Origin of the sequence: Bacillus sp. RO2 (assembly GCF_012911845.1) — a bacterium.
In the GTDB taxonomy this organism is placed as follows: domain Bacteria; phylum Bacillota; class Bacilli; order Bacillales; family Bacillaceae_I; genus Sutcliffiella_A.
This window is the reverse complement of sequence record NZ_JAAXCU010000028.1, coordinates 19,181-38,129: the sequence shown is the minus strand read 5'-3', so window position 1 is coordinate 38,129 and position 18,949 is coordinate 19,181. Positions and strand designations below refer to the sequence as shown.

17 protein-coding genes are annotated in these 18,949 nt (G+C 36.6%); 11 read left to right on the top strand and 6 right to left on the bottom strand.

The window, feature by feature from the left end; translation table 11 throughout:
* Positions 1-69 precede the first annotated feature (69 nt).
* The 7 genes from HF078_RS05565 (at position 70) to HF078_RS05535 (ending at position 5,655) form a co-directional block, all read left to right on the top strand.
* A complete protein-coding gene (locus tag HF078_RS05565) occupies positions 70-1,155 on the top strand; it encodes a hypothetical protein (RefSeq protein ID WP_169290247.1) in 1,086 nt (361 codons plus the stop codon).
* A gap of 55 nt (positions 1,156-1,210) precedes the next feature.
* Entirely contained in the window at positions 1,211-1,891 is a 681-nt protein-coding gene (locus tag HF078_RS05560) for a uracil-DNA glycosylase (protein WP_169290246.1), read from the top strand.
* A gap of 144 nt (positions 1,892-2,035) precedes the next feature.
* Positions 2,036-2,374: a hypothetical protein gene (locus tag HF078_RS05555; protein WP_169290245.1), complete on the top strand. Its 339-nt coding sequence runs from the start codon at positions 2,036-2,038 to the stop codon at positions 2,372-2,374.
* Between the two features lie 13 nt (positions 2,375-2,387).
* Positions 2,388-2,531 (top strand): hypothetical protein, encoded by a 144-nt coding sequence (locus tag HF078_RS05550; protein ID WP_169290221.1) that lies wholly within the window; start codon positions 2,388-2,390, stop codon positions 2,529-2,531.
* A complete protein-coding gene (locus HF078_RS05545) occupies positions 2,518-2,931 on the top strand; it encodes a hypothetical protein (protein WP_205831533.1) in 414 nt (137 codons plus the stop codon). The genes HF078_RS05550 and HF078_RS05545 overlap by 14 nt, the downstream gene beginning before the upstream one ends.
* A gap of 358 nt (positions 2,932-3,289) precedes the next feature.
* The gene (locus HF078_RS05540) at positions 3,290-4,501 is read left to right on the top strand and encodes a HEPN-associated N-terminal domain-containing protein (RefSeq protein ID WP_169290244.1); all 1,212 of its coding nucleotides are present in this window, start codon (positions 3,290-3,292) and stop codon (positions 4,499-4,501) included.
* Positions 4,502-4,875: 374 nt separating this feature from the next.
* Positions 4,876-5,655, top strand: coding sequence for a hypothetical protein (locus HF078_RS05535; protein WP_169290243.1), 780 nt, complete (start codon positions 4,876-4,878; stop codon positions 5,653-5,655).
* A 327-nt stretch (positions 5,656-5,982) separates the two neighbouring features.
* Here the strand turns inward: HF078_RS05535 and HF078_RS05530 are convergent, their stop codons facing one another.
* The 5 genes from HF078_RS05530 to exaC form a co-directional block, all read right to left on the bottom strand.
* Positions 5,983-7,188, bottom strand: coding sequence for a M20 family metallopeptidase (locus tag HF078_RS05530; RefSeq protein WP_169290242.1), 1,206 nt, complete (start codon positions 7,186-7,188; stop codon positions 5,983-5,985).
* Between the two features lie 123 nt (positions 7,189-7,311).
* Complete coding sequence (locus HF078_RS05525; RefSeq protein ID WP_169290241.1) at positions 7,312-8,871, bottom strand: AbgT family transporter; 1,560 nt, start codon at positions 8,869-8,871, stop codon at positions 7,312-7,314.
* A 98-nt stretch (positions 8,872-8,969) separates the two neighbouring features.
* Positions 8,970-10,394 carry a MocR-like pyridoxine biosynthesis transcription factor PdxR gene (gene pdxR / locus HF078_RS05520; RefSeq protein WP_169290240.1) on the bottom strand — a complete coding sequence of 475 codons (1,425 nt, stop codon included), beginning with the start codon at positions 10,392-10,394 and terminating at the stop codon, positions 8,970-8,972.
* A 503-nt stretch (positions 10,395-10,897) separates the two neighbouring features.
* A complete protein-coding gene (locus tag HF078_RS05515) occupies positions 10,898-11,230 on the bottom strand; it encodes a DUF779 domain-containing protein (RefSeq protein ID WP_169290239.1) in 333 nt (110 codons plus the stop codon).
* 1 nt (position 11,231) lies between these two features.
* Complete coding sequence (gene exaC, locus HF078_RS05510; RefSeq protein WP_169290238.1) at positions 11,232-12,752, bottom strand: acetaldehyde dehydrogenase ExaC; 1,521 nt, start codon at positions 12,750-12,752, stop codon at positions 11,232-11,234.
* A gap of 370 nt (positions 12,753-13,122) precedes the next feature.
* On the opposite strand from exaC, the gene HF078_RS05505 reads away from it, so the two are divergent.
* The 4 genes from HF078_RS05505 to HF078_RS05490 all read left to right on the top strand — a co-directional run bounded on the left by HF078_RS05505 (position 13,123) and on the right by HF078_RS05490 (position 16,235).
* Positions 13,123-14,214 (top strand): MBL fold metallo-hydrolase, encoded by a 1,092-nt coding sequence (locus tag HF078_RS05505; RefSeq protein ID WP_169290237.1) that lies wholly within the window; start codon positions 13,123-13,125, stop codon positions 14,212-14,214.
* Between the two features lie 99 nt (positions 14,215-14,313).
* The gene (locus HF078_RS05500; protein WP_169290236.1) at positions 14,314-14,676 is read left to right on the top strand and encodes a VOC family protein; all 363 of its coding nucleotides are present in this window, start codon (positions 14,314-14,316) and stop codon (positions 14,674-14,676) included.
* Between the two features lie 216 nt (positions 14,677-14,892).
* The gene (locus HF078_RS05495) at positions 14,893-15,681 is read left to right on the top strand and encodes a GNAT family N-acetyltransferase (RefSeq protein WP_169290235.1); all 789 of its coding nucleotides are present in this window, start codon (positions 14,893-14,895) and stop codon (positions 15,679-15,681) included.
* A gap of 107 nt (positions 15,682-15,788) precedes the next feature.
* Complete coding sequence (locus tag HF078_RS05490) at positions 15,789-16,235, top strand: DUF4385 domain-containing protein (RefSeq protein ID WP_169290234.1); 447 nt, start codon at positions 15,789-15,791, stop codon at positions 16,233-16,235.
* Positions 16,236-16,481: 246 nt separating this feature from the next.
* Here the strand turns inward: HF078_RS05490 and HF078_RS05485 are convergent, their stop codons facing one another.
* Positions 16,482-18,881: a penicillin acylase family protein gene (locus HF078_RS05485; protein ID WP_169290233.1), complete on the bottom strand. Its 2,400-nt coding sequence runs from the start codon at positions 18,879-18,881 to the stop codon at positions 16,482-16,484.
* Positions 18,882-18,949 lie beyond the last annotated feature (68 nt).

Below are 18,949 nucleotides of genomic sequence, written 5' to 3'. Positions count from 1 at the left end.
ATTAATATGTTCAGGTATTTGTCATCAATAGATTGTGATAATCTATGTAACCAATGGGGGTGAGAATTTTTGTTCTGGGTAAAAGGTGTTTTACTATATTTTGTTTTAGTCAATTTGTGGACAGGTTTACTTAAACTTATTCAAATTGCTCTAGAGAAAATCAAGAGTTATATTTTAGATAAATCAAGAGAGAAGCAAATACAATACATAAAGAATAGTAATAGAAAGAAATTAGTGAAGTCTATCAAGTGTGAAATGTTTTTGGAAGATAAGTTAAATATATTAATTCCTTATTTTCCTTTTCAAAGTAAAATGGATTATTCTGATGAAGAGTTAATGTACGAGATTCGAAAAGACTATAAAATACTTTTTTTCTATCTGAAAAAGTTATTACCTTTTAAGATTAGTAGTATAATAATTATTTATTTGATAATTGAATATTACTTTAAATTTGATATTTCTAAGTATCTTCAGAATGTAGAATTAGGAGAATTAAGTACTATCTTTAATAATATTACCTTATTACCATCCTTAATAGTGGTTGTAATAATAATAGTTTCTATATTTTTTATAAGTAGGAATGGTGTTTTTAAAAAAGCTAAAAGTAAAGTTAAGGTAGAAGAAGTTGAAAATAAAATCAAATTTCATAAGGATAACAGAATCCTCTTAAACTCACTTTTGTTTGACGGATACAAAAATATTGAACATATCCTACTGAAAAGAAATTCATTAATTAAACAAGTAGATGAAAAGGATGATATAACTTCTCTACAATTTGATTGGCTAAACAACATAGAAGATATCAATGAACTTAATATGTATATAGAGAACACAGAGAGGCGTAATAGAGACCTCTTCCCGTTTGCATTTGGTATCTATCATATATCATTTTGGAAGTTATTTAATTTATATAGTGAAAAAAATAGGGTGAATAAGTTAAAAGCTATTTTCTTAACTAAGGAACACATGGAAAATGTAATTAAACAAAAGTGGATTAGTCCTGAAAATTTCGAGAAGATGTTAAATGATAAAATTTTGACAAGTGTTAAAACAATTATTTACATTGAAAAATACTTAGTAATTATTAATAGGAAACTCAATAAACAGCATTATATATATTCATTTTTGGCTTTTATTACTAATAAAGATAAGTAATATAGTTTTGTCTTTTAACAGGAAGGGTTGGTTATTTTAGTTGCCAAGCCTTTTTATGTTTAAACAAGATAAATTTAAAAAAATTGAGGTGTTTTTATTGAGTTCAAAGGTAATTAAATTTGTTGAAGAATTAGGAAAAATAACATCAAAAAATGATTTGCATAACATGTATTATGGTGTACAAGGAAAGCCTTTACGAGATAATTTAGTTCATTATTTAATAGAGATGCAAAAAATAAAACCCACCCATCTTTTTTTAGGGGAAGCAGCTGGACCTAACGGTGCATGTAGGACAGGTATTCCTTTTACAGATGAAATTACTTTAGTTACTAGCCCACATAGGATAGGTAAGTTCCTAATTTTTCAAGAAAATTATAATTTGCCGTTTGCTAATGAATTTGCTGTTTCAGAACAAAGCTCTGAAAGAGTATGGAATGTTTTTAGAAATACAGGAGTTCTACCATTAATGTGGAATGCTGTTCCTTTTTATCCTCATAAAAAAGATAATTTCTACAAAATTAGGACACCAAGAGATGGAGAAGAAATTAGAAAATATAGTAGCCTTATTAATGAGTTATTAGAGCTATTCCCAGCAATTAAACATTTTGGAGCAATTGGTCGAAAAGCTCAGATTGGGTTGGTAGAAGCATTAGGATTTCCACCTTACATAAAACATCCCTCGAGATCAGATACTGAATTCGACACTATGACTAGAAACTTTTTAACCGAAAATTAATAATAAAATAAATTAAATAATAATGTTAAAAAGGATTGGTTAATTGAAATTTCCAGTCCTTTATTTATTCAAAATAAAGTATGAAAAATATGGTAGTTATTTAGTATGATTAATCTAATAGTAAAAAAAATGGGGGCAATAGAAATGGAAGAATTATTATTATTAAAAATACACAATGGTTTAAAAGATGGAAAAAATCATTATGAAGCTACTAGAGGAAATTGGAGAATTAGTCAAAAGAGGTTCGACACAATTACCTTGGTTGCTGGTATCAATAGAGGAAAAGTTGAATGTCTGTTTAAACCAAAAAAATGGGGTATTGTTGAAGCTGGAACAGATAAGGGACGGAAATTTTTTGAGGGAGAGGAAGGACCAAGCGATTTATTGCTAAGATTACAAAATTCAGAGGAACAATTATTAAAAAAATTTGGAACTGGAAGTCCAGTTGCATACATAGACCTTAATGAATTAAAAGTTATTTAAATGGAGGATTTTAATGGCTTTCGAAACACCGATTACTATTAAGGAAGTTATCGAAAATATACATAGAAAAAATATCTATTACCAGCAATTCAGAGAGAGTATGTTTGGGATACAGATCGAAGTTATTAAAAAGGGGTATTCAATTGAAAGAAACTAATATGAATATTACAATTGATTTTTTTCAAGGGGATTTAATTCAAGCGATAGGTGCAGGGATATATGAGATTAGTGTGCATAAAAATGGCAAATCTGACGTTCTTTATATAGGTGAATCAGTTTTTATTCTAGCACGATGTGCATCACATTTGTATCAGTTAAAAAAGAAACCAGATTATTTCGGGTTTGATAAACATACGATTAGAGACTCAAGTATAACAATAAAATTTGAACTACTTAAAAAGGTGGATAAAGACAAAGACCGAAAGAAAATAGAAAAGGACCTAATCAAAAAGAAAAAACCATTAAGCCAAAGTGGGATTAGTGACTATCAAAAAAGTGTAGAAGATAAAATTTCATCACTTACAAATTTTTTAAATTCTAGTCTTACAAATGAATAGAGATACTTCGAGCTTTATCAAAAATAAATGAGGTTTTCTAAAAGAAAAGTTGGTGTATCAAATTTTATTCCTCTTTTGTATAAAAGGTCCTTCCTGTCGAACCAAAGCTTAATGAGAATTTTTTCTTTATCTTCATTGGTACCATGATGCAATAGGCGATGGCAATTTGGAAAAAGGGCAACAATGTTTTCTTTTATATCAATAGAAAGTAAGATTGCTTCTGTAATTATTTATAAGCAATAAGTGTTATGCTCTGAAACATGATAATACAGTTCATTTTTAACTGAAGAGAAAGATAAAGCCACAAAAATACAATTCAGTTAGAATTATTATAATATGTTTTAGAGGATGGTGCTGAATGATGGGTTATCATAAAAATTTGCTTATCAGACAAAATGAATTAGGTTTTAGTACTCTCGGAGATAAATATGTGTGTACTGAATGTGTTTCAGACAAACATATTCAGAATTATATAGAAGAAAATGCAACTGCTGATAGATGTGATTATTGTGGTGCTGAAGACGAAGATACCCTAGCTGCTGACGTTGATTTAATAATGGAATTTATTATGACAGGTATTAAATATGAATGGGGAAACCCTGACGATGAAGGTGTAGGCTATGATTCAAGGGAAGGTGGATATCTAGGGGTTGAAATATATGATGGCTGGGATTTTACTGAAAGCGTCTTGTATAGTGAAGTGGGTATAAATTCTGACAGTTTGTTTGAAGACATCAGAGAAGCATTAATGGATACAAATTGGTGTAAGGTTGACCCGTATGGTTCAACGCTAGACGAAGAGTTCTTTTACACATGGAACGATTTTTCTGAACAGGTAAAACATAGCATGCGTTATCTGTTTTTAAACAGTTCCTATGACTCAGGTAACAAAAAGCAACGAGTGGTACCGCATGAGATTTTGGATAATATAGCTGGTTTTGTTGAGGAATTGAATTTGATTAAAGCAGTATCATCAAGCAAGTTTTTTAGAGCCCGTGTTTCTTCTAAAGGTGAATTATTTTATAAAGCAAAAGAAATTGGGACACCAGCAAAAGAGTATGCGGAGAGTTCAAATAGAATGAGTCCAGCTGGGATTCCAATGTTTTATGGAGCAGAGAGTAAAGAAACGGCTTTATTGGAAGTGAAATATAGTCCGGGTGAGAATGTGATAGCAAGTATTGGTGAATTTATTAATAATGAAAAATTATTGCTATTAGATTTAACTTCTTTACCAAAGTTACCTAGTATTTTTGATGATGACGAACGTGAAAAACGTTGGGTAGTAAAGTTCTTTTACAGTTTCTTAAATGACTTTACAAAACCGATTGAAAAAGATGGTAGAGAACATGTGGATTATGTGCCTACACAAATTGTCACAGAATATTTTAGGTATGTTTTTAAATATAGAAACACTGGAATTGACGGCATTGTTTATCCGAGTTCTCTCAATAATAAGAAAGCTTATGTGTTGTTTTTTGAAAATGAAGATTGTAATGACCATCAGAGCAAGAGTGGGCTAACCTTAAAAAAAGCTTCGCACTTTAGCGGTAGACTAAAAACCTCACTTTGATATATTACGGAGAACCGTACCATAAGTAAATGATTTTCTAGTATTTATTTGGTATTTTACCTTTAAAAATGGTCTATGTAATTAGACTAAAGGTATAGTAGCAACAAATATTATGGAAATGGATATTCGAGATACCAATGGTCAAAATACATGAGTACCGGTTATAAAGATCAAAATGATTAAATAAGATGAAATATAAGAAGTGTCGTAAGGTCTTCTTTAATACTTTTCTTCGAAGATTTTAAATATAGATAATCTTACAAGGTAATGATAATGTAGTCTTAAGAATAATGAAGGCAATGTAACCTTTGGGTTCAACCTCGTCAATTGATGTGGTTGAGCCTTTTTTGTTTTTAAACAAGAGGAGGAGAGAGATGAAGAGAAAAGAACGTTTGTTAAGAAGATTAGACGAAATTGGTTTAAGCTTAGAGAGAACACAGGGAGCGTTGTTATTGTTAGGACTTGGTTCAGTAGGAAATGAATTGGATCGTTTAGACGAATTTTCAGATTTGGACTTTTTCGTTATTGTAAAACCCGGATATAAAACAAGATTTATTGAACTGCTTGATTGGATTAGTGCTTCCCATCCGATCGATTATGCTTTTAAAAATTCGAGAGATGGTTATAAAATATTATTTTCAGATGGTATATATGGAGAATTCGCTGTTTTTGAAGAACAAGAACTAGAGAATATATCCTATTCAGAAGGTCGTATTGTGTGGAAAAAATCTTCATTTGACGATTCCAAGATTCCATCTTCCCAAGTTCAGAAAAGGAACGTTAATGAGGTTTCCCTCGATTTCTCCATTAATGAAGCTTTGACTAACTTGTATGTAGGGTTATGCAGGTATGCCAGGGGAGAGAAGCTTTCTGCTTTAAGGTTTATTGAAGGTCATGCAATCAATAGCATTCTTAAGGTGTTATACCTACTTGAAAAGGAAGTTGACTATTTTCCAGATGCTTTTGCAAACGAAAGAAGACTGGAGAATAGATTCCCTCGCTTTGCAGTTAAATTAGAACATATGTTACAGGGATACAACCGTGTTCCTGAATCAGCAAATGTGATTTTAGAATATATAGAATCCGTGCACCCTATAAACAAACAAATGTGCAATGAAGTTAGAAGATTAATAAAACTTTGTCTGCATATGTAATTATCATGCCATTTAAGAAACATAGTGACAGTTCTCATATTTGTTTCGTTTTGCCTTTTAAAATTATCAGAAGAAGTCATCTTGTTAAAAAATCGCTTCTTCTGATCGTCTTTCCTTGATACACGTTAGTAAAGTTAAAAAGAGGTGCCTGTCACCCCCTGGTCTTGGTCGTTTTGATTTAACAAATTGGGGAAGTGACAGGCACTTTTTCTTAAATGAGAACCAGTTACTGGATGGATTAAAATGGCTCTGACTGATCAAATTTTGGTGGTATTAGATGTTACACCTTTTTATATCCGTACACAGCACTGTTTTTTATGTGTTATTCTACCTTGTTTCTTGCACCACTACCATTTGGTTTTGAACTTTTAGGTAATCCAATGTGACCTGTGTTAATGTTTTGGCAGCGATGAGCATTGCTTTTTCGTCAAAATCGAATTTTGGATGGTGGTGTGGGTAGGTCTCTGTACGATCTGAACATTGTGCACCTGTGAAAAAGAATGTGCCTGGAATTTGCTCTAGGTAGTACGAAAAGTCTTCTCCTCCCATTTGAGCTACAGTTTCACGAACAACTGAGACTTCCTTAATGGTGGCTGCTGATTTAGCAAGCTGTTCAGTTTCTGCTTTATGATTGACCGTTGCTGGATAACCATGAACGTAATTTAGTGAGTATTCTGCCTTATGAGCGATGCAAAGACCTTTTACAATTTGCTCAATTTCTTCTTCAATTAGCTTTTGAATTTCTTTATTAAAAGTGCGAACCGTTCCTTTCAATTGAACAGTATCCGCAATGACATTAAAGGCGTTTCCTGCTTCAAAAGAACCGATGGATACAACCGCTTCATGTAAAGGATCCACTCTTCTAGACACGATATGTTGTAGGTTGACAACAATCTGTGAGGCAATGACGATAGAATCCCTGGTTAGATGTGGCTGTGCTCCGTGTCCGCCTCTTCCCATTATCTTCATTTCAAAGCGATCCGCTGCTGCAGTTAGAGGTCCTTCCTTATATAGAATTTCCCCAAGTGGTGCAGTTGCCCAAAGGTGTGTACCAAAAATGACATCAACACCTTCTAAACAACCATCCTCAATCATATTAATGGCACCACCAGGCTGCATTTCCTCTGCATGCTGGTGAATAAACACAATCGTACCTTCTACTTCTTCTTTGATGGCATTTAATGCTTTCGCTACACCTAGAAGAGTGGCTGTATGACCGTCATGACCACAGGCATGCATCACCCCTGCTACTTTTGATTTGTAGGCAACGTCATTTTGTTCTTGTATTGGAAGGGCATCAAAATCAGCACGAAGAGCTACCGTCTTACCAGGCTTACCGCCTTTTAAAGTGGCAACTACACCTCTTCCTCCAACACTTTCCCGTACATCATGACCTAACTTACGATGAAATGCTGCAATAAATCGAGGCGTCTCGACCTCTTGAAATGAAAGTTCAGGATACATATGTAGATGTCTTCTTATTTCGACCATTTCCTCATATACGCTATCAAGTATTGTGTTAATTGATTTCATTGAAATAGCACCATCCTTATAATTTTATGTCATTGATTTGAACGCTGTTCTCTGCGAAGTCGCCTGCAAGTCAATGTGAAATAGAGTTTTTCCTAGTAGAATTAGAAAAGAGCAAATATATGTTTATTTCACCCTAATATACGTATCTGGACCAATCGGAAGTCCTAGTAGGTACCAAACTACAAACAATAAAATCCAAAAAATCATATAAGCAATTGAGTAGGGTAAAAGTGCTGATATAAGCGTTCCTACTCCCATTCTGGAGTCATACTTCTTGGCAAACGTTAGAATGATAGCAAAATAGGCAAGCATAGGCGTAATCATGTTGGTGATACTATCTCCAATTCTATATGCAAGCTGAGTAAATGCTGGACTATAATCAATAAGAAGTAGCATTGGTACAAAAACCGGACCTAAGATTGCCCACTTAGCTGAAGAACTCGCAACTATTAAATTAATTAATGCAGAAAATAGAATGAATCCAATTAAAAGTGGAAGTCCGGTTAGTCCAATACTTTGTAGCCATTCTGCTCCGTTAATGGCAATAATTGCGCCGAGGTTACTCCATGCAAAATAGGTGATCATTTGAGCCGCAATGAAAGTTAGAACAATATAGTACCCCATTCCTGACATAGACTTTGTAAGGTGACCTGCTACATCTTTATCAGATTTAATAGACCCTGCTCCAATCCCATATGCTAACGCAGGGAGGAAGAAAAAGAGAAACATAATGGCAACAAGAGAGCTCATAAATGGTGAATTCATAATTTCTCCAGTCTCTTGGTTACGAAGAATCCCGTTTTCCGGAATGATGGTTGCTACTATTACGAGTAAAAACAGTATTGTTGTAATAAATGCCCATTTTAATCCCTTCTTTTCTGAATCACTAAGGGATAATTCTTGTTTTTCCAATGTGTGTACGTTGTTAAGTGTTCCGAGTCTCGGTTCAACTATTTTATTTGTTACCCAGATTGTAACTGGTAATAAAACGAAAGTAGATGCAAAGACAAAATAGTAATTCATGGCGGGGTTTGCTATATAGGATGGATCGATAATTTGAGCGCTGGACTCTGTAAAGCCTGCAAGCAAAACATCTAATGACGTAATGATAAGGTTAGCACTAAAGCCACCAGCTACTGCAGCGTATGCGGCCACAAGCCCAACTATCGGATTTTTGCCAAGAGTCAGATAGATTAAGGCGGCAATTGGCGGCAAAACAATTACTGCTGCATCTGCTGCTGCATTTCCTAGGATCGCGATCAATACGATTGTTGGTAGAATTAATTTTTTGGGTGAAGCAAATACTACTCTTCTCATGAATGCAGATACTAATCCAGTTGACTCGGCTAGACCTACTCCAAGCATGATAACAAGAACGAGACCTAGAGGTGGAAAGGAAACAAAGTTGCTAACCATTTCGGTCATAATCCTTCTAATTCCATCTCCGTTAAGGAGATTCACTGCATTCATTGTTTCATTCGTAGCCGGGTTAACCGCGCTCACTCCAAGCTTCGCTGCAATAAAAGAGGATACTAAAATGATCCCAGTAATGATAGCAAATAAAGTTAACACATCTGGAAACTTATTTCCTCCTTTTTCAACGAGATCTAAAAAGCGAGAAACAATTGTTTTCTTTGGTGGTATGTTTAGCTTGTTTGTTGAAACTTGATTTGGTAGCGCCATATGCCATCCCCCTTTTGAATATTCTGAATTTTTAATAATAATAAAATAAATCTGCTCCATTTAACAGGGGCAGATTTATCTTTTTTATAGGGGACAGATTAGTTTGAGAACCATACCTTACTCAATTTCCTAATACCTGCATGAATTTCTTCTTCCGATAAAGCACTAAAGCTTAACATAAAAATTTGATTATATAGCGAATTCATCTGCTTATCAGCCAAAAATATGTTCACACTATCTATTCTTATACCATTATGTAAAGCAATATCTTGAAGATTCCGAGAAACTTCTCTTTCTTTCAACTGAATGACAACATGATGTCCTGCCTGATCTCCTAAAATATCAACCTTATTACTCATATATTTGTGAAGGCAAGAGACTGTCCATTCACATCTTTTCTTATAAAGTTTCCTCATTCTTTTAATATGCTGACTCCAATAGCCTTCCTTCATAAAAATTTCAACTGTTTTTTGAAGGATACGTGATGTAGTTTGTTGGTAGATGATAAATTGTTCTTGATAAATTTTAACCAGAGTTGGAGGCAGCACCATATAGTTAAGACGTATACTTGGAAGTAACGATTTAAAGAAAGACCCCATATAGATTACTTTTCCATGTTGATCAAGATGTTGTAGGGCTGGAATTGGCTGACCATAATAACGAAACTCACTATTCAGGTCATCTTCTATAATGTACCGATTACCATTCATTGCCCAATTAATTAGCTCTAATCTTTGCTTAACAGGCATCACATATCCCATCGGAATTTGATGACTAGGTGTAACATAAACCAACTTGGCCTCGCTATCTTCTAGCGCTTTTAGATCAATTCCTTTAACTCCTACTGGAATCAATTGCACATTGTAGCCGAGTAACTCAAATACCTGTCTAGCTGCATAATACCCAGGGTTTTCAAAAGCTACGGTTTGACCATCAATGCCAATCATCTGACAGAGTAAGTTTAGTAAATATTGAGTATGAGATCCAATAACTATTTGTTCCTCCGTACATTGAACCCCTCTTGACTGTCTGATATAAGAAGCAATTTCTCTCCTCAGACCAACCTCTCCTTGAGGGTGACCAAAGAAAAAAACTTCTTCATGCTGCTCCTTCAAACATTGATTAGTGATACGTTTCCAAACTGATAGAGGAAAATGATTCGTGTCGACGCGATTTCCTGAAAAATCAAATTCTATCTCGCAAAAAGGCTCAACTTCTTTACTGACTTCTGTTTCTTCAAAGTTCACCAGCTGTCCTTCAAATAAATCCGTATGGAGTTGTTGAATGTAATAACCACTTCTTTTTTTACTAGAAATATAGCCTTCTGAATCTAGCCTCTCATACGCAGCCTCTATTGTATTTCGGCTTACTGATAAAAGTGAAGACATATAGCGAACAGAGGGCAATTTCTGATTAGCCTTCAAGGATCCATTCAGGATTTCTTCCCTGATGCCATTATAAACTTGTTCATAGAGTGGCATACTCGACTTCTTATCTATAGGTATTAACACCTCATTCAACATAACTCACCTCATTTAGTAACATCTTTCTCTTTATTTACGATATTCTTATTTTATTTTGTATTAAGGTGTCTGTCACCACCAAGATTTCTGTCAAATAATTAGGCAATTCTAGAGTGGTGAGAGGCAACGTTTTTGAATTTCTTATCTTGTAAGATTTCTCCAATAATACATTTTCGTTGGATGTTAGTAAGCTACACGCAGTAGGTAGTTATTCATAAGACATGGTTTGAATGTCCAGGTGTCCTTACTATAGGGAAGCGCGCTTTCAAAGTCTATTATTTGATCTCAACAGGAAAATTTGATGTTTAAAAGGGGGAGAGGTGAGGAGAACGTTCGTATCTCTAGGGCAAACATGATGTATGTGAGTAATTAAAACGAGGTATTTATAAAATATCAAGTTTTGATAGATATTATATTTTTAAAATCTTATTGAATTAAGGCTGAATACATTCAGAAAAAACACCTCTCGCTCATTTAAATTATGAGCGAGAGGTGTTTCTTTTTTATTCAGCGATCATTTTGTTAGAACGGATGACAAAGGATTTATCTTTTGCACTTTCTAGTGAAAAGGAATTACTTATCCCGTCTATTACATCAATGACTATTTGCATGTGCTGCCAGTAGGAAAAGTTTGAGTTATGCATATAATAGGGCACATCTAACACTTCACCAATTTGTTTATATTGGCTTCCAAGATAAAAATCACCTGCTGTCATACAGATTGGTGAAGTTCCATCACAGCAACCCTCTGAATGAATCAAAATAAGGTCACCGTGCTGTTCCTGCAGCTCATTTATTAATGCTTGTGCCAAATCTGTCGCAATGACTTTTTTCATTTTAGAAAAAGCCCATGGACCCTTTGTTATAGCCAACTAAAATACATTTTGTTTGTTGATAGTGACTAAGCATCATGGAGTGATTTTCACGGCCGATTCCTGATTGTTTGTAACCGCCAAATGCAGCGTGTGCAGGGTATTGGTGGTATGTGTTTGTCCATACGCGACCAGCTTCAATTGCACGTCCAGCACGATAAGCAGTTTCGCCACTACGCGACCAAACGCCAGCACCTAAGCCGTAAACTGTATCGTTAGCGATTTCGATTGCTTCATCGAAGTCTTTGAACGTAGTGACAGATAATACTGGCCCAAAGATTTCTTCTTGGAAGATACGCATTTTGTTATTACCTTTGAACACAGTTGGTGCTATATAGTAACCTTCCTCAAGGTCACCTTCCAGCTTATTTTGGTGGCCTCCAAGTAATAATTCAGCGCCTTCTTCTTTTCCGATCTCGATATAAGAAAGGATTTTGTCTAATTGTTGACTAGATGCTTGTGCACCCATCATTGTGTCTGTATCTAATGGGTTACCGATTTTAATTGCTTTCACACGTTCCATTACTTTTTCCATGAACTTTTCGTAGATGGATTCATGAATTAATGCACGTGAAGGGCATGTGCAAACTTCACCAGAGTTAAGGGCGAATAACACGAAGCCTTCAACCGCTTTATCCAAGTATTCATCATCTGCATCCATTACGTCAGGGAAGAAGATGTTTGGAGATTTACCACCAAGCTCTAACGTTACTGGAATAATATTTTCAGTTGCATATTGCATAATAGAGCGTCCCACGCCTGTAGAACCAGTAAACGCAATTTTAGCAATACGAGGGTTTGTAGCAAGTGGTTTTCCTACTTCTAAACCAGTACCTTGAACGATGTTTAATACACCCTTTGGTAAAAGGTCCTGAATAAGCTCTATTAAAACAGAGATAGAAGCAGGTGTTTGCTCAGCTGGTTTTAAAACAATGCAGTTACCTGCAGCCAAAGCCGGAGCGATTTTCCATGCTGCCATTAAAATTGGAAAGTTCCAAGGGATAATTTGACCAACGACACCCAGTGGCTCATGGTAGTGATAAGCTACTGTATCTTGATTGATTTCACTAATGCCGCCTTCTTGTCCGCGGATAACACCTGCGAAATAACGGAAGTGATCCACTACTAGAGGAATATCGGCATTTAATGTTTCACGTACTGCTTTACCGTTGTCCCAAGTTTCAGCAACTGCAATCATCTCTAAGTTCTCTTCGATACGATCGGCAATTTTATTTAAAATGTTTGAGCGTACTGCAACAGAAGTTTTTCCCCATGCATCTTTTGCAGCATGTGCTGCATCAAGTGCAAGTTCAATGTCCTCTGCTGAGGAGCGAGGAACTGTTGTAAATACCTTACCTGTTACAGGTGAGATTACGTCTAGGTATTGACCTTTTACTGGTGCAATCCATTCTCCACCAATGAAGTTTTCATAGCGTTCTTTAAAGTTAACGACAGCACCTGCTGTGTTAGGATTTGCGTAAATCATTATGTAGTTCCTCCAATGTTGTCATTATGAAATATAGTAATATAGTGTTATTTGTAGTAAAAAAGGGAAAAAATAATAAAATATTACTTTATTACCATTTTACTATATTACTATATTGATACTTTTTTGTGCAAGCGCTTTCTGAAAATATTTCCCATCGAAATGATTATTTGCTTATAACGATAGCATCTAACCTTGTGAGATTTAGTCATTTTATTAAAAAAGTGAATACTATATTTTCATAATGATTACAAAACAGTTGAAGGTAAGAATTCTTTTAGGTGCTTCAAAGAAAAAAGTATTATAATTAACCTCATGGTGCTATTCAAGCTAATTTATCTAGTAATAAGAGGAAGGACTATAAAAAATAATGATCTATTTGTTCATATCTTTAATGGTATTAATTGCGGTAGTCTCGTTCATAATCTTCCATCCAGTATTCGGTGGAAATACTAATAGCGAGCAGAAAAAACAATATTCTAAGTTTGATAATTATGTTAACGGAAAGTTTGTTAATCAAGTACCCACTAAGATGACCATGAAGGTATCTGATATATTCTCTATGATGAAAGATTCTTTTTTTGGTGCCAAAGATCGTAAACCTGCTGGTCCATTGCCGATTTTTCCAATTGATTGGACCAAAATAAAGAGTGAAGCAGATAGTGTAACTTGGTTTGGGCATTCAGCTTTTTTAATCAGTCTCGACAATAAAAAAATGCTGGTTGATCCGATGCTTGGTTCCGTTGCGTCACCGTTCTCTTTTATAGGTAGTAAACGGTACAGTGAAGATATGTTGCATATTTTAGAGGAAATGCCACCGATTGATGCTGTTTTTATTAGCCATGATCATTATGATCACTTAGATTACCCATCTATCCGAAAGTTAAAGGATAAGGTTGGCCATTTCTTCGTTCCTTGTGGTGTAAGTGCGCATTTAGTTCGTTGGGGGGTTCCAAAGGATAACATTACGGAACTTAATTGGTGGGATGAAATGGAGTTTCAAGGTCTGACCATCAGCTTAACCCCATCCAAGCACTTCTCCGGGAGAGGGTTGTTTAATCGAGATACGACTTTATGGGGTGGTTGGGTAATACTTGGGAAACAGACCCGTTTTTATACAAGTGGAGATGGTGGTTATGATGCTCATTTTAAGGAAATTGGAGAAAAATACGGCCCATTTACTATCTCTTTAATAGAAGGTGGTCAATATGACCGTCGCTGGTCATGGGTTCATATGACACCTGAAGAAGCGGTACAAGCCCATCTAGACGTAAATGGGGGAGATATGATGCTCATTCATTGGGGAGCTTTTACTCTTGCTTATCATAGTTGGACAGAGCCTATAGAACGTGCTGTCACGGAGGCCAAAAAAGCTGATCTTAATCTCTTATCTCCTCAAATTGGTGAGACAATTCTATTAACCGGAGATTCAACAACCTATAATTCTAGATGGTGGAAATAACTTCTATAAAGAACAAACAACCCCAAAAATAACGTACTTTTACAAGAACCAAGTGTAATAAAGGTATACTAGTAATACCAAGCATTTAGGAGGAGAAATATGATTACGAATATAGGTACTGTTGCTGTTTATGTGGAAGATCAGCAAAAAGCAAAGGAATTTTGGACAAAAAAGGTTGGCTTTGAGGTTATTGCGGAGCATCCTATGGGACCTGAAGCATTTTGGCTAGAAGTTGCTCCAAAAGGTGCTCAAACGCGTCTGGTAATCTATCCGAAACAAATGATGCGAGGGTCAGAAAAGATGAAAGCATCGATTGTATTTGAATGTGATGATGTAAAGAAGACGTATAATACTTTGAAAGAAAATGGTGTAAGTTTCAAAGGGGAACCAAAAGAAATGCAGTGGGGTACATTTGTGCAGTTTAGCGACGAAGATGGAAATGAGTTTTTATTTAAAGGTTGAATAGGCAAGGACAGGTACATGAAATTACCTGTCCTTCTTTTTTTGCTCCAAAAAAATAGCAAACCGATTAATATAATAGGAAAGGTTTTCTTCTACCTTAGTCCCGATACCGTCGCAGTTGGTCAGTTTATAGATAAACGAAAGAGATTAAAGGGATTTATCGTTGGGATGTGGAAATGAGAAAATAGTAAAAAATCAGGAATAGGTGGGAAACAGATGGATGTGTTAAAGCAGTTAGAGGAACTAAATTTTGCCCTTTTACAATCTTTTTCTAATAGAAAAGACCTACCTTGGGGTGTCATGTTCTGGAATCAAGACCAACCAGACTATTATGATGCTAATCATGCCCGTGTTAGTGAATTACCAGAGCAGCCAGAAAAGGTAATCGATGAGGTAATTTCTTTTTATGAACAAATACAAGTTATCCCTAGATTTTATTTATATAACATAGAATCTTTAACCTCTTTTATCCATCTATTAAAAGAGAAGGGCTTTCAGTTTGAAGATTTTCCGGAGCTCATTCAGCAATGGGATGGAGAGGTAACACCTTTAACAGTGAATAAGAATATCACGATCGAAAAGGTAACAGCTTCGAATTATCCTGAAGCGGTGGAGGTGGAATGTCAGATAGAGGAATTTGGAGGGAGATCAGTTCGCGAAAAGGCGTTTGAAATGGAATTTAACGATAAGCGTTATACGCATTTCCTCTTAAGGTATGACGGAGTACCTTGTTCTACAGCATGCTTATTTGTTCATGGGAATCAAGGTCGTGTAGAAAGTGTCGCGACAATCGAAGCCTATAGAGGAAAAGGGCTAATTGGTTTGTTGCTACAACGTATTCAACAAGAAGCCCAAACCCTTCAGTTAGAAAAATTATGGATTTATCCAATTACGAAACGAGTCGAAAAGGTGTATAGTCGTTACGGTTTTTCTAAAGCCTTAACCTTACAGACAGGACATGCCTTTCTAGGTGGGAAAGGAATAAAGGAAATACAAGGACGATAGAGGGTGGATTGTTTCTCCTTTTTAAGAATGAAAGATGTTGCAATGGAACTTTCTGTGCATACTAAAAGGCTGCCAAGGGTAAACCTCAAATAAAAAGGGTGACAGCCATGGCGTTCGACTATGAATTGGACTTTATGAAAATAGACTTTCGTAAGAATCCTGAACTGTATAGGGTTGGCAGGGGAGAACAGGGTGTGTTGCTGGTAGAGCCTTATAAGAGTGAAATCCTACAGCATTGGCGCTTTAAAAACCCGCAAATTGCAGAGGAGTCATCGGATAAAATCTATCAGATGTTCCTTGACTATAAGGAAAAAGAGGATTTTGTTGGAATGGACATGGCAAGAAAATTTCTGCAGATGGGTTATACACGAGCCCGCCGTTACACCAATTATAAAGGTGGAAAGAAATATGACGAGAATGGCAAGGTAAACGAAAGGCAGGTTGACCCCGTTAAAGCTGAATCAGCAGCCATTTTCAAGGAAAAATGGAAGCTTGCGAGAGAGGATAAGGATTATCTTAAAAGAAAAAAAGATCACCAGAAGAAATATGGGTAAAGGAGAGCAGCAGCCGGGTAGGGAATAGGTTTCTGTTGATTGGAGCAAAAGGCGAAGACTCCTGAGGGAGATAGCGCTAGGTGGAGACCCCGCAGGCATAGCCGAGGAGGCTCACGTCAGCCCTTAGGAAAGCGAAGCCATTTGCGGAAATCAACAGCGGTGTTTAACAGACCCTTTAAAATAAATAGTAGAAAAGCGAGTAAACTAGATAATTAAGTTTACTCGCTTTCTATATGCTTTTACTATTTATTTTGGTTGTAACACTAGCACCTTAGCTTCCTCGCGATACTCATCACTCATTAATGTCTGATGATATCTTCCTTGGGTCCAGTCATCCATCTGATCTTGGTACCAAGGGCTCATTACATGCCCAGACTGACCTGGACCGACGACATTATAGCTCTCTAATGGGTTTTTCATGTCTACAATTGTTCTCCAGGCGGCACCGTGGTTTACTTTTCCTGTTTCACTATTCCAGCCAGCAGCTCCCACCGTCACCCTACTTCCTCTCATTGGAATAGCCCCTTTTCTATTGAATAGGAGGTGTAAAGGGTTAACGGCTGACAATGGATGAGAGAACTCGGCTGCATGCACTTCTCCCCATTTCCAATCAGTTGGCTTTTCTCCTTGGAAATTGCTCGCGCGGTTAACGGCATTTTTGAGAGATTCCTGCACAACGTTCTGTAATCCGCCTTTTTCTGTCATCCAGATTCCTTCCTCTCCTTGATGTGCATCCCGTATCAGTTGGTCTACCACGTTTCCTTTTCCTGCAAAGAGTTTTAGCACGTCTTCGCTAATCTCATCATTAAACAACATGTTTGCGATCTCTTCCATCCAAAAGTGGAAGAGTAGGGGAGCAGCTAAATCAGTGCTATCTGTGAACTCCCAATTTTTAAATGTCTCAATAGCCTCTCTATCCATCTCTCTGAGTTTAGAAACATCTGTATTTTTTAATAGTATTGGGACAAACTCTTCTGCTTGGAGATTATAATGGTCGAATTGAAGTTGCATCATGTCCTCTACATTTAACTTCTCTTTAGATTCTAGAACGTCTTGAATTCTTTGTTGACGGTATGGTTGAGCCCAAATATTCGAGATATGGTAAAGATACTCCTCTCCCGCCACTTTGTAGTTTGCTGTTGCGATGTAGCCCTCTTGGGGGTTTACAACGGTTGGAAGCTCATCCCACGGTATATATCCTTCCCATTCATATTCATCTGTCCAACCTGGTACCGGAAGTAAGCTGTCTCCTTTCTTTCGAATAGGGATAAGTCCATTCGCCCGGTACGCAATCGTTCCATCTGTAGAAGCAAAGACGAAATTTTGCGCTGGTGTATGAAAGTATGTTAAGGCTTCTTCAAACTCCTCCCAGTTTGTTGCTTTACTAAACTTCAGTACGGCTTCGAGCTCTGTGGAAGGTTCTAGTGCCGTCCATTTCATGGCAAGTGCGGTATCCTGTTCTTTGTATTGTGCGAACTCAGACATGATGGGTCCGTGCCTTGTCACTACTACCTCGTAATCTAGTGGTTTTTCGTCTTTAATAAAGATTTTTTCCTCTATTATTTCAGCGGGCTCCCATTTATCGTTAAACAGGAATTCATGCATGTTATCTGGATTGCGCTTTTCTATGTAGAGGTCCTGTACGTCCGGTCCAACGTTCGTCACACCCCAAGAAATGGTTTCATTTCGGCCAAGAATAATTCCAGGAATTCCTGCAAAAATGACACCACTGACGTTGATTTCTGGGGATTGCAGGTGTGTTTCATACCATATTGCTGGTGTTGCCAACCCAAGATGAGGGTCATCTGCCAGTATCGGGAAGCCAGATTCAGATCTTTCGCCACTTACAACCCAATTATTACTGCCGTTAAATTCGTGAGGGATAACGGCTCCGGCAAAGCTTTTTCCGATATCAATGGTGGAGTCTTTTACTGCTTGGATAATGGTAAGACCATCTTCCGGATAGCTTGGAAAAAGTTCTAGTGCTTTGTCCTCCGGAAAGTTTTGAATGAGATGATGACGAAACGCTTGCCCTTCCCAATGCCCCCCAAGGTCAAAGGCCATATATTTTCCAATCGTAAGAGAATCCAGTTCAGACCACGCTTCGGGTACATACCCCATGAGTGTAAATTCGATAGGTAGGGTATTGGCTGCTTTCGCCTGTTTAATATATTGATTCACGCCTTCAGCATAGGAAGCTAATGCGTTCCTCGCTTCTTCAGAATAGTGATCCAGCGACTTTTCTGCAGCTCTTCTTAATCCTAGCGTTCTAAAAAATTTGTCCCGATCAAGTGCTTGTTTTCCTACAACCTCACTTAGCATACCGGATGCTTGTCTTCTACTTAAATCCATTTGAAAAATACGATCTTGTGCTGTAACATAGCCCTGTGCGAAAAAAAGATCATGCTGATTTTTAGCATGGATATGAGGAGTACCTGCCTCATCCCGGTAAACGCTGACTACTTCTATTAGTCCGCTTACTTCCATGGTGCCTTTTGTTTGCGGTACGCTCTTATTTAGAAGCCAGTACAAGTAACCAACTGTGATACTAGCAAGAAATAGAATTGCCAGTGCGATCGAAATGGTGACTTGCCATCTTCTTTTTCTTGGCCATATCCGGAACCTTTTCTTTGTTACAACCTCCAAACCATAACCCCCTTAAAATGTTAGCGCTTACCAAAAACTAAAAAAATTGGATATTTATGAATAGTTAG

What these genes read in the sequence shown, in the direction of transcription:
- HF078_RS05560 (WP_169290246.1), top strand. Translation starts at nt 1,211, where the DNA reads ATGTTTAAACAAGATAAATTTAAAAAAATTGAGGTGTTTTTATTGAGT.
- HF078_RS05555 (WP_169290245.1), top strand. Translation starts at nt 2,036, where the DNA reads ATGGAAGAATTATTATTATTAAAAATACACAATGGTTTAAAAGATGGA.
- HF078_RS05550 (WP_169290221.1), top strand. Translation starts at nt 2,388, where the DNA reads ATGGCTTTCGAAACACCGATTACTATTAAGGAAGTTATCGAAAATATA.
- HF078_RS05540 (WP_169290244.1), top strand. Translation starts at nt 3,290, where the DNA reads ATGATGGGTTATCATAAAAATTTGCTTATCAGACAAAATGAATTAGGT.
- HF078_RS05535 (WP_169290243.1), top strand. Translation starts at nt 4,876, where the DNA reads ATGAAGAGAAAAGAACGTTTGTTAAGAAGATTAGACGAAATTGGTTTA.
- HF078_RS05530 (WP_169290242.1), bottom strand. Translation starts at nt 7,188, where the DNA reads ATGAAATCAATTAACACAATACTTGATAGCGTATATGAGGAAATGGTC.
- HF078_RS05525 (WP_169290241.1), bottom strand. Translation starts at nt 8,871, where the DNA reads ATGGCGCTACCAAATCAAGTTTCAACAAACAAGCTAAACATACCACCA.
- pdxR (WP_169290240.1), bottom strand. Translation starts at nt 10,394, where the DNA reads ATGTTGAATGAGGTGTTAATACCTATAGATAAGAAGTCGAGTATGCCA.
- HF078_RS05515 (WP_169290239.1), bottom strand. Translation starts at nt 11,230, where the DNA reads ATGAAAAAAGTCATTGCGACAGATTTGGCACAAGCATTAATAAATGAG.
- exaC (WP_169290238.1), bottom strand. Translation starts at nt 12,752, where the DNA reads ATGATTTACGCAAATCCTAACACAGCAGGTGCTGTCGTTAACTTTAAA.
- HF078_RS05505 (WP_169290237.1), top strand. Translation starts at nt 13,123, where the DNA reads ATGATCTATTTGTTCATATCTTTAATGGTATTAATTGCGGTAGTCTCG.
- HF078_RS05500 (WP_169290236.1), top strand. Translation starts at nt 14,314, where the DNA reads ATGATTACGAATATAGGTACTGTTGCTGTTTATGTGGAAGATCAGCAA.
- HF078_RS05495 (WP_169290235.1), top strand. Translation starts at nt 14,893, where the DNA reads ATGGATGTGTTAAAGCAGTTAGAGGAACTAAATTTTGCCCTTTTACAA.
- HF078_RS05490 (WP_169290234.1), top strand. Translation starts at nt 15,789, where the DNA reads ATGGCGTTCGACTATGAATTGGACTTTATGAAAATAGACTTTCGTAAG.